Annotated in this window: 14 protein-coding genes; 8 read left to right on the plus strand and 6 right to left on the minus strand. The window is 58.8% G+C overall.

What is annotated here, in order from left to right; genetic code table 11:
* Positions 1–275 precede the first annotated feature (275 nt).
* Complete coding sequence (gene ettA, locus CFBP1590_RS04695) at positions 276–1,940, plus strand: energy-dependent translational throttle protein EttA (RefSeq protein ID WP_004884041.1); 1,665 nt, start codon at positions 276–278, stop codon at positions 1,938–1,940.
* Positions 1,941–1,982: 42 nt separating this feature from the next.
* Here ettA and CFBP1590_RS04700 read toward each other — a convergent pair whose 3' ends face one another.
* The 4 genes from CFBP1590_RS04700 to CFBP1590_RS04715 form a co-directional block, all read right to left on the minus strand.
* Entirely contained in the window at positions 1,983–2,483 is a 501-nt protein-coding gene (locus CFBP1590_RS04700) for a GreA/GreB family elongation factor (protein WP_029243815.1), read from the minus strand.
* Between the two features lie 79 nt (positions 2,484–2,562).
* Positions 2,563–2,916 carry a hypothetical protein gene (locus CFBP1590_RS04705; protein WP_004884043.1) on the minus strand — a complete coding sequence of 118 codons (354 nt, stop codon included), beginning with the start codon at positions 2,914–2,916 and terminating at the stop codon, positions 2,563–2,565.
* 187 nt (positions 2,917–3,103) lie between these two features.
* The gene (locus CFBP1590_RS04710) at positions 3,104–4,957 is read right to left on the minus strand and encodes an Lnb N-terminal periplasmic domain-containing protein (RefSeq protein ID WP_088234558.1); all 1,854 of its coding nucleotides are present in this window, start codon (positions 4,955–4,957) and stop codon (positions 3,104–3,106) included.
* A gap of 61 nt (positions 4,958–5,018) precedes the next feature.
* Entirely contained in the window at positions 5,019–5,507 is a 489-nt protein-coding gene (locus CFBP1590_RS04715) for a DUF3015 domain-containing protein (RefSeq protein WP_004884045.1), read from the minus strand.
* 287 nt (positions 5,508–5,794) lie between these two features.
* Between CFBP1590_RS04715 and CFBP1590_RS04720 the strand changes: the two genes are divergently transcribed.
* From CFBP1590_RS04720 to bamJ, 5 genes are all read left to right on the plus strand, one after another.
* Positions 5,795–8,230, plus strand: a complete 2,436-nt coding sequence (locus tag CFBP1590_RS04720) for a Lon protease family protein (protein WP_029243817.1) — start codon at positions 5,795–5,797, stop codon at positions 8,228–8,230.
* Between the two features lie 173 nt (positions 8,231–8,403).
* Positions 8,404–8,739, plus strand: a complete 336-nt coding sequence (locus CFBP1590_RS04725; protein ID WP_025995631.1) for a PA4575 family protein — start codon at positions 8,404–8,406, stop codon at positions 8,737–8,739.
* 94 nt (positions 8,740–8,833) lie between these two features.
* Positions 8,834–9,340: a TIGR00645 family protein gene (locus CFBP1590_RS04730; protein WP_004884048.1), complete on the plus strand. Its 507-nt coding sequence runs from the start codon at positions 8,834–8,836 to the stop codon at positions 9,338–9,340.
* Between the two features lie 146 nt (positions 9,341–9,486).
* On the plus strand, positions 9,487–9,795 hold the full coding sequence (locus CFBP1590_RS04735) for a DUF6482 family protein (protein WP_025995630.1): 309 nt from the start codon (positions 9,487–9,489) through the stop codon (positions 9,793–9,795).
* A 152-nt stretch (positions 9,796–9,947) separates the two neighbouring features.
* Positions 9,948–10,565 (plus strand): BamJ family beta-barrel-assembly machinery protein, encoded by a 618-nt coding sequence (gene bamJ / locus CFBP1590_RS04740; protein ID WP_004884050.1) that lies wholly within the window; start codon positions 9,948–9,950, stop codon positions 10,563–10,565.
* 79 nt (positions 10,566–10,644) lie between these two features.
* On the opposite strand, the gene CFBP1590_RS04745 is transcribed toward bamJ, so the two are convergent.
* On the minus strand, positions 10,645–10,887 hold the full coding sequence (locus CFBP1590_RS04745) for a PA4570 family protein (RefSeq protein WP_004884051.1): 243 nt from the start codon (positions 10,885–10,887) through the stop codon (positions 10,645–10,647).
* Positions 10,888–11,436: 549 nt separating this feature from the next.
* Positions 11,437–12,405 carry a polyprenyl synthetase family protein gene (locus CFBP1590_RS04750; RefSeq protein WP_029243818.1) on the minus strand — a complete coding sequence of 323 codons (969 nt, stop codon included), beginning with the start codon at positions 12,403–12,405 and terminating at the stop codon, positions 11,437–11,439.
* 240 nt (positions 12,406–12,645) lie between these two features.
* On the opposite strand from CFBP1590_RS04750, the gene rplU reads away from it, so the two are divergent.
* Positions 12,646–12,957, plus strand: a complete 312-nt coding sequence (gene rplU / locus CFBP1590_RS04755; RefSeq protein ID WP_002551971.1) for a 50S ribosomal protein L21 — start codon at positions 12,646–12,648, stop codon at positions 12,955–12,957.
* A 33-nt stretch (positions 12,958–12,990) separates the two neighbouring features.
* Positions 12,991–13,266 (plus strand): 50S ribosomal protein L27, encoded by a 276-nt coding sequence (gene rpmA / locus CFBP1590_RS04760; RefSeq protein ID WP_002551972.1) that lies wholly within the window; start codon positions 12,991–12,993, stop codon positions 13,264–13,266.
* The last annotated feature ends 39 nt before the right edge of the window (positions 13,267–13,305 follow it).

A 13,305-nucleotide genomic window follows, 5' to 3' on the forward strand; every position in this document is an offset into this window, starting at 1 on the left:
GCCGGGCCGGATGGTTTGCCCTGCAGGCCGCATTCGGGTAGCTTTGCGCAACGCGCGATTACAGCCCGACTCCTGCATGAGTGACTCCACTGTGTGCAAACAAGACCCAGCTTCATAGCTGCCCAGGCACACGAGTCTGCTCATTGCCTGTTCTGATTCAAGGCGTGGAACGCTCATGCGGCAAGTCTGAAAGACAAATAAAAGCTTTTTTTCGGTCGGGGCTTTAAGCTCGCGTCCCAGATCGGTCCTTATCACAGACACCAGGTTTTCATTCCATGGCTCAATACGTCTTCACCATGCATCGGCTGAGCAAAGTTGTGCCGCCGAAGCGGGAAATCCTCAAGAACATCTCCCTCTCTTTCTTCCCGGGCGCCAAGATCGGCGTGCTGGGCCTCAACGGTTCGGGCAAGTCCACGCTGTTGAAAATCATGGCGGGTGTCGACACCGAGTTCGACGGCGAAGCGCGCCCGATGCCTGATCTGAACGTAGGTTATCTGCCGCAGGAACCGCAACTCGATCCCACCAAGACTGTGCGTGAAGTGGTCGAAGAGGCGGTCAGCGTCATCAAGGACGCCCAGGCGCGTCTGGACCAGGTCTACGCCGAATACGCCGACCCGGATGCCGACTTCGACAAGCTGGCCGCTGAACAGGCCAAGCTCGAAGCCATCCTGCAGGCCAGCGACGGTCACAACCTGGAGCGTCAGCTGGAAGTCGCCGCCGATGCGCTGCGTCTGCCTGCGTGGGATGCAAAGATTTCCGTATTGTCCGGCGGTGAGAAGCGTCGTGTCGCCCTGTGCCGTCTGCTGCTGTCCGCTCCCGACATGCTGCTGCTCGACGAACCGACCAACCACCTGGACGCCGATTCCGTCGCCTGGCTGGAGCACTTCCTGCACGACTTCCCGGGCACCGTGGTTGCGATTACGCACGACCGTTACTTCCTGGACAACGTCGCGGGCTGGATTCTGGAACTCGACCGCGGCGCCGGTATTCCTTACGAAGGCAACTATTCGGGCTGGCTTGAAGCCAAGTCCGATCGTCTGGCCCAGGAATCCAAGCAGCAGTCGGCCCATGAAAAGGCCATGAAAGACGAGCTGGAATGGGTTCGCAAAGGTGCCAAGGCGCGTCAGTCAAAATCCAAGGCCCGTCTGCAACGCTTCGAAGAAATGCAGTCGCAGGAATTCCAGAAGCGCAGCGAAACCAACGAGATCTACATCCCGGCTGGTCCGCGCCTCGGCGACAAGGTCATCGAGTTCAAGAACGTCACCAAAGGCTATGGCGATCGCGTCCTGATCGACAACCTGTCATTCGCCATGCCCAAAGGCGCCATCGTTGGCGTGATCGGTGGTAACGGTGCCGGTAAATCGACCCTGTTCCGCATGCTGATGGGTAAGGAACAGCCGGATTCGGGCAGCATCGAAATCGGTGAAACCGTGCAACTGGCCTGCGTTGACCAGAGCCGTGACGATCTGGACGGCAGCAAGTCGGTGTTCCAGGCGGTTTCGGATGGTTCGGACGTGATCCGTATCGGCAACTATGAAATCCCGTCGCGCACCTATGTCGGCCGTTTCAACTTCAAGGGCGGCGACCAACAGAAGTTCGTCAAGGACCTGTCCGGTGGTGAACGCGGTCGTCTGCACCTGGCGTTGACCCTGAAAGAGGGCGGCAACGTGCTGCTGCTCGACGAACCGTCCAACGACCTCGACGTTGAAACCCTGCGTTCGCTGGAAGAAGCACTGCTGGACTTCCCGGGCGCGGCCATTGTGATCTCCCACGATCGGTGGTTCCTTGACCGTGTGGCGACCCACATTCTGGCGTACGAAGACGACTCGCAAGCCGTATTCTTCGAAGGCAACTACACCGAATACGAAGCTGACCGTAAAAAGCGTCTTGGCGATGCCGCTGCCCAGCCGCACCGTGTACGTCACAAGAAGCTGGCGTAACCCGGATACAGCAGGAGCGTCGTCTTTGGCGCTCCTGCTGTCTCAGCCTTTGTCCGTTTCGATCAGTACGACCTCGATCACCTGATCGCCCGCCGGTCGTTTCCACAACACCTCGTCGCCCAACTGCGCACCCAGCAACGCGCGGCCCAGTGGCGAACCCCAGTTGATCAACCCATTGGCCGCATCGGCCTGATCTTCACCCACCAGTTGCACACGTTGCTGGCGGTCGTCTTCATCGGCAAATGTCACCCAACTGCCAATCTGCACCTTCTCGGTTGAAAGGGCGGGCGTGACCACCTGTGCGCTTTGCAGGCGCTGGTTGAAGTAACGCAGGTCTCGCTCCAGGTCTGCCAGACGCTGCTTGTCGGCATTGTCGCCCAGCGCCGTCTGGGCGCTGTGCTGCGCCTGAAGATCGCTTACGTGCTGTTGCAGCAATACCAGGCCGTGAGCAGTCACGTAATTGGGCTGTTCGCTGACCGTTCGCTCCACCGGCTGGTTGGCATCGGCGGCGGCGTTGTCTTCGTTTACAAATGCGCGACTCATGAAGTGTCCTCCCTCAATTGGGTTTGGGCCACGGTGAGGCGTGATTGGTTTCGTTGAAATGCCGGCTGCGACGTGCCAATCAGTTCGGGCGGTAGGCTTTTGCGGCGCTGCGGGTCTTTTCCCGCTCCCAGTCGCGGTCGCGATCATTGAAGATCTGCCCCGGATCGAAGCGGCTGCGATTTTCCTGAGAGGCCTGACACTGGCGAAAACCATCGCCCCAGCCTTCTGCGTAGAGCTTGTCCTTGAGGTAGCGCGGTACGTTTTTCTTGAACTCCCCGGTGAACGCACCTGCCGCCGCCTTGCCGCTGCCACATCCGTCCTGATACCCGTCGGCGAAGCCGGGCGGATAACCTTCAGCCAGCATTTGATCACGGGCGGACTGACAACCCGCCAGCCCGATGGCCAGCGACAACAACACCCAATGCAGCTTCATGATGGTTTCCTCTACGTATGAGGAGAGTCTAGAAGCGAATGTGTGAGTTATTTGTAAAAACGACGTGGGGAATGTGTAGTGTCGCTTCGCTATCTGCTGAATGACTCAGGCCGGATCGCTGGTCTGACGGTTGCGCTGCAGTTTTTCACGGCTCCCACAGACGCTCATATCGTTTTCGCCAGTGATATCAATAGTGATACCACTTCACCTCAAGCATCAATTCGTTCTGTGGCGAGCTCATCTGGCTGAATTCGCGTTGGGCGCTCAGGCGCAGGCCTACGTTGCGGGAGAGTTCCCACTGCTGGTTGAGGCTGACGCTGCGGCGTACTTCGCCGTTGGTGAAGTAATCGCCCTTGGCTTCCAGGCTCAGGTTGCCCAGCGGGTTGCGCCACAGCAGGCCGGTGTTGAAACCCGCGGCTGGCGAGATGAATTCCGAAAAGTCATTGTTGTGCTCGACACGCACTGTGCCTAGCGCAAAGCCCAATACCTCTTCGCCCAGTTGCCAGGTGCCGCCCGCGCCGCCGTTGACGTGGCTGACCAGATTTTCATCGCCATGCTTGCCCAGCACACGTTCAAGGCCGCCTGTGACTTGCCATGACCACGGCTTGAGCAGTTCGGTACGGGGTGTCAGTGAACGAATCGTGGCCAGATCAAGTTGCTGGACCTGCCAGTCGTTGCCTTCGTACTGACGCACCTTGAGCTGCAGGATCTCGATCTGAGCGCCGAGCGGGAAGCCGTAGGCGTTGTCGTTCAGGTCGTGATACGCCATGCGCAGGCCGTACTCACCGAACGCCCGGTCGCCGCGTGTGCCCACGCCCAGCTGCCAGGTGCGTGACTCATGTCCGTCTTCCGGCAAACCGGGGCGCTGGATGTCCAGCTGCGGCGGCGGGTTCTGGTTGATGGCCTGCAACAGTTCGAAACTGCGCTGGGAGCGCGCTGCGTCACGCTCCAGGCCGTTGGCACGATAGCGTTCGAGGCGATAGGCAGCGTCCTGAATCAACGCGCGACGCTCTTTGGGCTGTGCCAGATACTGCGGGTCCTGCAGTTGCTTCTGGTCAGCGCTGACTTTCAGCACCCACTGTTGTTCGTCAGCGTTCAGCGGTTCGGCACGGCTCAGCAGTTCGCGTTCGCGAGAGGGGCGGTAATCAATGCTTTCAACCAGTCCCGCGGCCTTGATGGCTTTGACCGTGTCGGTCGGAATGGCCGTCAATCCGAACTGTTCGGTCAGGTGCAGGCCGGGGCGCGCGACCTGCAACAGCTCCAGCAGGCGATACGAGCAGTTTTCGTCGAAGAAGAAGTAGCTGAAGCGAATCTGCTTCAGTTCCCAGACATGCTCGACCATGCGCCCGGTTTCCTCGGGCGTCAGGTTGAGTCGGTATTCCCACAGATCGCGGTTTTCCAGGCTGCGGTATTCCGACAGTTTTTCCTGATACGGCACCAGCGCGAACAGGCCGGGATAGCCGCCCATCAGACCTTTCCAGGCATACAGGATGCTGTTGTCCATGCCTTCGATGTAGGCACCGAAGTTGATCGCGTAACTCAGCAGCGTGGTGTTGTTTGCCTTGGCGCTGGCCGGATCGATGCGCAGCAGCGTGTGGCCGAACATGGAAGACGGACTGTTTAGGTAGGCCGCCGGAAAGATCAGCACGGTGCTGTCCGGGGCCACATCCTTGTACCAGGTCTTGAATTCCTTGCAGTCCAGCACCGGCAGGTCGGTCAGTTTCAACTGATCGCGCAGCCAGCGGGTCCTTGCAGGGTAAACGCACTGTGCGTGGGTCTGTTCGTTGGTGATGGGCGCATAAATGGCGTCGAGCGTCGCGCTCAGTTCAGCCTTGGGGTCATGCGCGCCATCAGCCGCGAGAAAGAATTTGGGGTCGTCAACGTAACTGCGCCAGCCGCCGAGCTTGCCAGCCTCGTAGTGGCCCAGTGAAATCCAGAATGGCTCGTTGGCCAGTTGCTGCAAACGGTCGGCAGCCACACGCGGGGCGGCAGACAAGGGGGCACAGACAAACAGCGCCAGCAAGACAAGACGTTTGAGCATAGAGGGCAACTAGTCAGGGAGAAGAGTCCCGCCCCTCATGAAGAGGGGCGGGCGAACGACTTTAAGCCTGGGTAGCGTACTTGGCCAGGGTTGGATCGTTTTTCAGAACGTTGACGGTGTTGGCGTGAACGTCTTCGGCAGTGGCGTCAGCCTTGCTGAAGATTTGCGAGAAGTGCTCGTGAGTGACAGAGGCGAAACGCGCACGATCTTCCGGTGCGACGCCCAGCACGACCGCGTAGGTGGTCAGTGCTTCGCCCTGGCCCATGGCCATGTCTTTGGAGAGCTCATCCATCATGCCGTTCATGGCCAGCCAGGATTTGCCGCCATAAGTCAGAGCACTGTTGGTAGAGCAGCCGTTGGTGCCGGACGTCATGCCGAAGGTGGCGTTGCCCGAAGTACCGTTGGTAGTGGAAGCCAGGAAGTGAGCGGGAGTGCCGCGTTGACCTTCAAACAGCATGTTGCCCCAACCGCAGTCCGGACCGCCTGGCGCTTGGGCCATGGCGTTGATGGATACAGCGGCGAAGAGCGTTCCTAGAAGAATCCGTTTCATAGCTTTTTTCTCTTTATGGTCAGCCAAGGGTCGAGTTTCTTTCGTGTCACACCAAGCCGGACGGCCATTTTGAGCCATCCGCGCAGTTTTGAGTTTAGGCAGGTTCCAAGGGTTCCGTGAGCTATTGCAGAATATTGCGTAAAACCGCTTTTTTTATTGCACATGAAGCGTCTTTCATGGAAGTGAAAATCTTCAAGACGTCTCTGGCCTTGAAAGCCTGTCTTGCAAGTCGTGTGCAGCGAGCGCCAGAATGCCTGCATCTGCCCCGCCTGATGTAAGGAACACTGATGCCCGATTCTGTCGCAGCCAACCTACGCCTGGCGCCCCACGCGCTGACCCGTCCGTTTTCCGCTGAGCAGTTCAGCTTTTCGACCACCAACGATCTGGAACCCTTTCGCGGTGTGCTCGGCCAGGAGCGAGCGGTAGAAGCCTTGCAGTTCGGGGTCGCGATGCCGCGTCCCGGTTACAACGTATTTGTCATGGGCGAACCCGGCACCGGCCGGTTCTCGTTCGTGAAGCGCTACCTCAAGGCCGAAGGCAAGCGTATGCAGACGCCGTCGGACTGGGTTTACGTGAACAATTTCGACGAGCCTCGCGAGCCGCGTGCGCTGGAGCTGCCGCCGGGCAGCGCGCAATCCTTCATTGCCGACATCGGCGGCCTGATCGATAACCTGCTGGTCACCTTCCCGGCGGTGTTCGAGCACCCCTCGTATCAGCAGAAGAAGAGTTCGATCGATCGTGCCTTCAATCAGCGCTACGACCGTGCCCTGGACGTGATCGAGCGCCTGTCGCTGGAAAAGGACATCGCGCTGTACCGCGACAGCAGCAACATCGCCTTCACGCCAATGGCCGATGGCAAGGCGCTGGACGAAGCCGAGTTCTCGCAACTGCCGGAAGCGGATCGCGAGCGTTTTCATGAAGATATTTCTGCGCTTGAAGAGCGTCTGAACGAAGAACTTGCAAGCCTGCCGCAGTGGAAGCGCGAGTCGAACAACCAACTGCGTCAGCTCAACGAAGAAACCATCACCCTGACCCTGCAGCCTTTGCTGGCACCGCTGTCGGAAAAGTACGCCGAGAACGCCGCCGTCTGCGCTTATCTGCAGGCGATGCAGGTTTACCTGCTCAAGACGCTGGTCGAGCAACTGGTCGATGACAGCAAGACCGACGCTCAGGCCCGCAAGCTGCTTGAAGAGCAATACAGTCCGAGCCTGGTGGTCGGCCACACTCACGATGGCGGCGCACCGGTGGTGTTCGAGCCGCATCCGACCTACGACAACCTGTTTGGTCGTATCGAATACAGCACCGATCAGGGCGCGCTCTATACGACCTATCGGCAGTTGCGTCCGGGCGCACTGCACCGTGCCAATGGCGGCTTCCTGATTCTGGAAGCGGAAAAGATGCTCAGCGAGCCGTTCGTATGGGACGCGCTCAAGCGCACCCTGCAGTCGCGCAAGCTGAAAATGGAATCGCCGCTGGGCGAGTTGGGCCGTGTCGCAACCGTGACCCTGACGCCGCAGGTCATTCCGTGGAACGTCAAGATCGTCATCATCGGTTCGCGTTCGCTGTACTACACGCTGCAGGACCTGGACCCGGACTTCCAGGAGATGTTCCGGGTGCTGGTCGACTTCGACGAAGAAATTCCGATGGTCGACGAAACCCTCGAGCAATTCGCCCAATTGCTGAAAACCCGCACCTCGGAAGAAGGCATGGCGCCCTTGACCGCTGACGCCGTTGCGCGGCTTGCGACCTACAGTGCGCGGCTCGCCGAGCACCAGGGGCGTTTGTCGGCGCGCATTGGCGATCTCTTCCAACTGGTCAGCGAAGCAGACTTCATTCGCCAGCTGGCGAGCGACGACAAAACCGACGCAGGTCACATCGAACGTGCGCTGAAGGCCAAGGCCACGCGCACCGGACGCGTTTCGGCACGGATTCTCGACGACATGATGGCCGGTGTCATTCTGATCGACACCGACGGAGCAGCCGTTGGCAAGTGCAATGGACTGACAGTTCTGGAAGTCGGTGATTCGGCGTTCGGCGTGCCGGCGCGTATTTCCGCGACCGTTTATCCGGGTGGCAGCGGCATCGTCGATATCGAGCGTGAGGTCAACCTCGGTCAGCCGATTCACTCCAAGGGCGTGATGATTCTGACCGGTTATCTGGGCAGCCGTTATGCACAGGAATTCCCGCTGGCGATCTCGGCCAGCATCGCTCTGGAGCAATCGTACGGTTACGTCGATGGCGACAGTGCCTCGCTGGGCGAGGTGTGTACGCTGATTTCCGCTCTGTCGCGCACGCCGCTCAAGCAGTGTTTCGCGATCACCGGTTCCATCAACCAGTTTGGTGAAGTGCAGGCGGTCGGCGGGGTCAACGAGAAGATCGAAGGCTTCTTCCGGCTTTGCGAGGCACGCGGTCTGACGGGCGAGCAGGGCGCAATCATCCCGCACGCCAACGTGACCACGCTGATGCTTGATGAGCGCGTGGTGCAGGCCGTACGTGACGGTCAGTTCCATATCTATGCGGTGCGTCAGGCCGATGAAGCCTTGAGCCTGCTGGTCGGCGAGCCGGCCGGTGCGCCGGACGAGCAGGGCGAATTCCCCGAAGGCAGCGTCAATGCCCGCGTGGTCGAGCGGCTGCGCGACATCGCCGAAATGCTCAGCGATGAAGACCTGAAAGAAGAGCTGGAAAAGGAGCCTGCCCAGTTGCAACCTGAACTCAAGGTCTGATGTCATCTTGAGCGGCGCCGGGTGTTCTTCCGAGCATCCGGTGCCCGTTCATCAGGCCCGTTTTCGCAGCCTCACTTTTCTTCTATCCTGTCAGTTGATCGTGGTGGCCAAATGGACTGGCACATTTTCCTGCTGTGGAGGAGGGTGATACCGCTGCTGACAAGGAGCTCGCCATGCCGCGCAGCCTCTGCCTCAACCGTGAATGCCTCGGGCTTATCACCCGAATCGAATGCGTCATCCGGCCGATGTCCGGCGAGGATGGCCTGTGGATGCTGCTGTTCGCCGCAGGAATGTCCGGCGAGCAACCTTCCGCGCTCCGCTCCCAGGGACCGTTCACCAGTCTGGCTGCTGCCCAGTCCATTCTCGAGAGTATTGCCGAAAACCTGCTGCTGGGCGGTTATCGTCCGGCTGATGATGTGCCCATCTGGACGCTGCACATGCAGGCTGAGTTGCGTCGGCTCAACGGCGACCTGTCCCGCTATCAGCGTTCTTCTCCGTTCAAGTTCTAGCCCGTGATTTCTGCGTTATTTTGTCGCACACCTAGAGCCGTCCGTTCCCGCTGATATACTCGCGCGTCTTTTTCCACAACACTTGCGAGTCTCAATGGAACGTTTCTTCGAAAATGCCATGTATGCATCGCGCTGGTTGCTGGCGCCGATCTATTTCGGTTTGTCCCTTGGGTTGCTGGCGCTCTGCCTGAAGTTCTTTCAGGAAATCTTTCATGTCCTTCCCAACATCTTCAGTCTGGCCGAAGCCGATCTGATCCTGGTGCTGCTGTCGCTGATCGATATGGCGCTGGTGGGCGGTCTGTTGGTCATGGTGATGATTTCCGGCTACGAGAACTTCGTTTCGCAGCTGGATATCGATGAGGACAAGGAAAAGCTCAACTGGCTGGGCACCATGGATTCCTCGTCGCTGAAGATGAAAGTCGCAGCGTCCATCGTGGCGATTTCGTCCATCCACCTGCTGCGCGTATTCATGGACGCCACCAACATCAAGACCGAATACCTGATGTGGTACGTGATCATCCACATGACCTTCGTTATCTCGGCGTTTGCGATGGGTTATCTGGACAAGCTGACCAAACTGGACAAGATGACCAAGCAGTAACCCCACGACTGCTTCAGGCTCATATCCGCCTGCCCCGCGCTTGAATCCGAGCGAGGGGCGGGCGGTTTCGTTTCTGGATTGTTGTTTCGACGTGCTGTAAAAAGTCCGTTGCGATGCTTTCAGCAAACGACGAAAGAGGTTCGATCATGAATTATCAGGAATTTACCGACCATGCCCAGGCTGGCCGGGTCAATGAGCTGAATCTGATCTCGATCGAGGGCGGCATTTACCTACTGGAGGTGCTGATGAACGGCAGCTCAGGGTTGCTCAAGGATCAGGCGGGCAAGATCCTGCACCTGCGCTCGGTCGAACACGCACGCGACCTGCTCAAGAACCTGCCAGTGGTGCCGTTCTATCTGGTCCACTGCGTGGTGCATGACGAGCTGTGCGGTATGCCGGTCAATGACCGTTCCGAGATGCGCATGCCGATCTCCTTTCACTCATCCTGGTCCTGACGCAACGTAGCGCTTCGCCGCGGCGGTAGGGCCTGTCAGGTCAATTGTGCTAGGCTGGCTGCCCTTTTGGTTCGGGGTGCCACCGAACGGGTCATGATTGCCAGGCTGGTTTTCATGTCCGTCGACAGCGCGCCCCTCTGCGGAGCAGCGTCATGTCCGAAGTCAATCTGTCCACCGACGAAACACGCGTCAGCTACGGCATTGGCCGTCAGTTGGGCGACCAACTGCGCGACAACCCGCCGCCGGGCGTCAACCTGGACGCCATCCTGGCGGGCCTGACCGATGCGTTCAACGGTCTGCCGAGCCGCGTAGGTCAGGAAGAAATGTCCGCCAGTTTCAAGGTCATCCGCGAAATCATGCAGGCTGAGGCAGCTGCCAAGGCCGAGAAAGCCGCAGGTGCCGGTCTGGCTTACCTGGCTGAAAACGCCAAGCGTGAAGGCGTAACCACATTGGCCTCGGGTCTGCAGTTTGAAGTCCTGACCGCTGGCACGGGTCCAAAGCCGACGCGTGAAGATCAGGTTCGCACTCACTACCACGGCACGCTGATCGATGGCACCGTGTTCGACAGCTCGTACGATCGTGGCGAGCCTGCCGAATTTCCGGTCGGCGGCGTGATCGCTGGCTGGACCGAGGCGCTGCAACTGATGAACACCGGCAGCAAATGGCGTCTGTACGTGCCGAGCGAGCTGGCTTACGGCGCTCAGGGCGTTGGCAGCATCGCACCGCACAGCGTGCTGGTGTTCGACGTGGAACTGCTGGCCGTTCTGTAACGGCTTCAGGCGGTACGCAAGGTTGCTGAACGAGTCGTCTTGATCCGTTCAGCAACGGGGTTGTGCTGATGCTTCATGCTCAGTGCAACTCGCCTATCGGGCGCAATGCCCGCGCATAACAGAACAGAAACAGATTGCGCACCAGCTCCTTGAGCACCACCGGCTCGCTGGAACTGAGGCTGTAGACATCCAGATCACCCTGATCACGCAACTCCTCAAGCGCTTCCTCTTCCAGTACGGCACACACTTCCCCGGTTTCCCGATGAAGAATTCGCAGATACGGGTGTGGGCGGTCCAGCCATGCATCGATCAAATAAGTCATGTTCCATCTCCTGTATCGGTTTGATGAGAATAATTCTTATTGGGATAATAGCAAGACTCTATTGAGATTAATTCTCATTTTTTGCCGGGCGGTTGATGTAGGTCAGTGAACGATGGCGATCGTGCTTATGCTCTGCGCTCGTCGTGATACACAAGTCCGCAAGACGCGCAAAACGGAGGTCAAAACGAAAGTGACTGAATGAATGCATACCCCGTGGGAGGCGGCTTGCCGGCGATGCTTTTCTGAAGCGACCTATCAGTGACTGAACTGACGCCATCGCTGGCAAGCCGCCTCCCACAGTCCGTGGTCGCATCAAGACTCGGGTATAACGCTGAGCACAGGCATTGGCATGATCGGCGTGCCTGAGATCACTCTGATCGTTCCTCACGCGATGGGCACGATCAGTGTCGAGGCAGACTTGTGTATAACGACGAGCGCGGAGCGTGATGGACGATCAGGGGGGGGGATGATTGCGCTCGCGCTCTGAGCAGCGATCAGTGCAACAAAAAGCCCGTCACAAGGACGGGCTTCTTTGTATTGCTGATGCAATCAATGCGTACGTGCGACTGCAAACTCGCTCAGTTCGACCAGCGCATCGCGGTACTCGCTGGGCGGCAGGGCGTCCAGGCAGGCGATGGCCTTGGCGGCGTAGTCACGGGCCAGTTGTGCGGTGTAATCCAGGGCTCCGGCGCTTTCGACGGCGTTGCGGATGCTTTCCAGATCTTCCAGGCCGCCTTTCTGAATGGCCTGACGAACCAGGGCAGCCTGCTCGGGCGTGCCTTCGCGCATGGTGTAGATCAGCGGCAGGGTAGGTTTGCCTTCGGCCAGATCATCGCCGACGTTCTTGCCCAATGTCTCGGCGTCGCCACGGTAGTCCAGCAGGTCATCCACCAGTTGGAAGGCAACACCCAGATGATCGCCAAAGGTACGCAATGCTTCGGTCTGTTCGGCAGAGGCGCTGCACAGTGCCGCAGCGCTGTGGGTCGAGGCTTCGAACAGCATGGCTGTCTTGCCGCGAATCACTTCCATGTAAGTTTCTTCAGTGGTGCTGGCGTCGCGAACCTTGGACAATTGCAGCACTTCGCCTTCGGCGATGACGCGCGTGGCCTTGGACAGGATTCTCATCACATCCATCGAGCCGAGTTCGACCATCATTTCGAAGGAGCGCGAATAAAGGAAGTCGCCGACCAGCACGCTTGGCGCATTGCCCCACAAAGCGTTGGCCGTCGAGCGCCCACGACGCATGCCGGACATGTCGACGACGTCGTCATGCAGCAGGGTGGCGGTGTGCAGGAATTCGATGGTGGCGGCCAGCAGGCGCACATCGTCGCCTTCGCGGCCCAGCGCCTTGCCACACAGCAATACCAGCAGGGGACGCAGGCGTTTGCCGCCAGCGGACGTGATGTAGTCGCCGATTTTCGAGACCAGCGGTACGCGTGACGTCAGTTGCTTTTTGATGATAACGTCAACGGCACTAAAGTCGTCCGCCACCGCGCGGTAGAAGGCTTGGGGTTGCATCAGCGACACGTGCTCCGGAAAGGTTGCGCCGCATGCTAGGTCGCGGGGTAGAGCGTGTCAAGGTATGACGAGCGGCCCCTTGCAACCCATCATAGGCTTGCGTACAATCGCGCACCCTAACTTTCCTGGGCAGCACCTGCCTTACGCAATTGCAAACGGGCCGTTCCAGCCCCATGCAGCCATGCCAGCCGATACTCTTCTTATAAAGAGCTGGGTGAGCAGGATTTTCGGAGAAATACCATGTACGCAGTAATTGTTACCGGTGGCAAGCAGTACAAAGTCGCCCCAGGTGAATACCTGAAAATTGAAAAGCTGGAAATCGCTACTGGCGAATCCGTCACTTTCGACCGCGTTCTGCTGGTTGGCAATGGCGACGACGTCAATATCGGTGCTCCAGTTGTTGCTGGCGCTACTGTCGTGGCAGAAGTGGTTTCGCAAGGTCGTCACGATAAGGTTCGTATCATCAAGTTCCGTCGTCGTAAGCACCACATGAAGCGCATGGGCCACCGCCAGTGGTACACCGAGATCAAAATCACAGGTATTCAGGCTTAATTTCAGCCTAATCCTCATTTGGAGAATTGACTCATGGCACACAAAAAAGCTGGTGGTAGTACCCGTAACGGGCGCGACTCAGAAGCCAAACGCCTTGGCGTGAAGATGTATGGCGGCCAGGCTATCATTCCGGGCAACATCATCGTGCGTCAGCGCGGCACCCAATTCCACGCTGGCTACGGCGTTGGCATGGGTAAAGATCACACCCTGTTCGCGAAAGTGGAAGGCGTGATCAAGTTTCAAGTCAAGGGCGCCTTCGGTCGCCGCTACGTGAGCATCGTTCCGAAGACTGAAGTCTCCGCAGCGTAATCACGCAGTAGCTTAAAAGCCCTGTCTTGCGACGGGGCT

Source organism: Pseudomonas viridiflava, assembly GCF_900184295.1.
Lineage (GTDB): Bacteria > Pseudomonadota > Gammaproteobacteria > Pseudomonadales > Pseudomonadaceae > Aquipseudomonas > Aquipseudomonas viridiflava.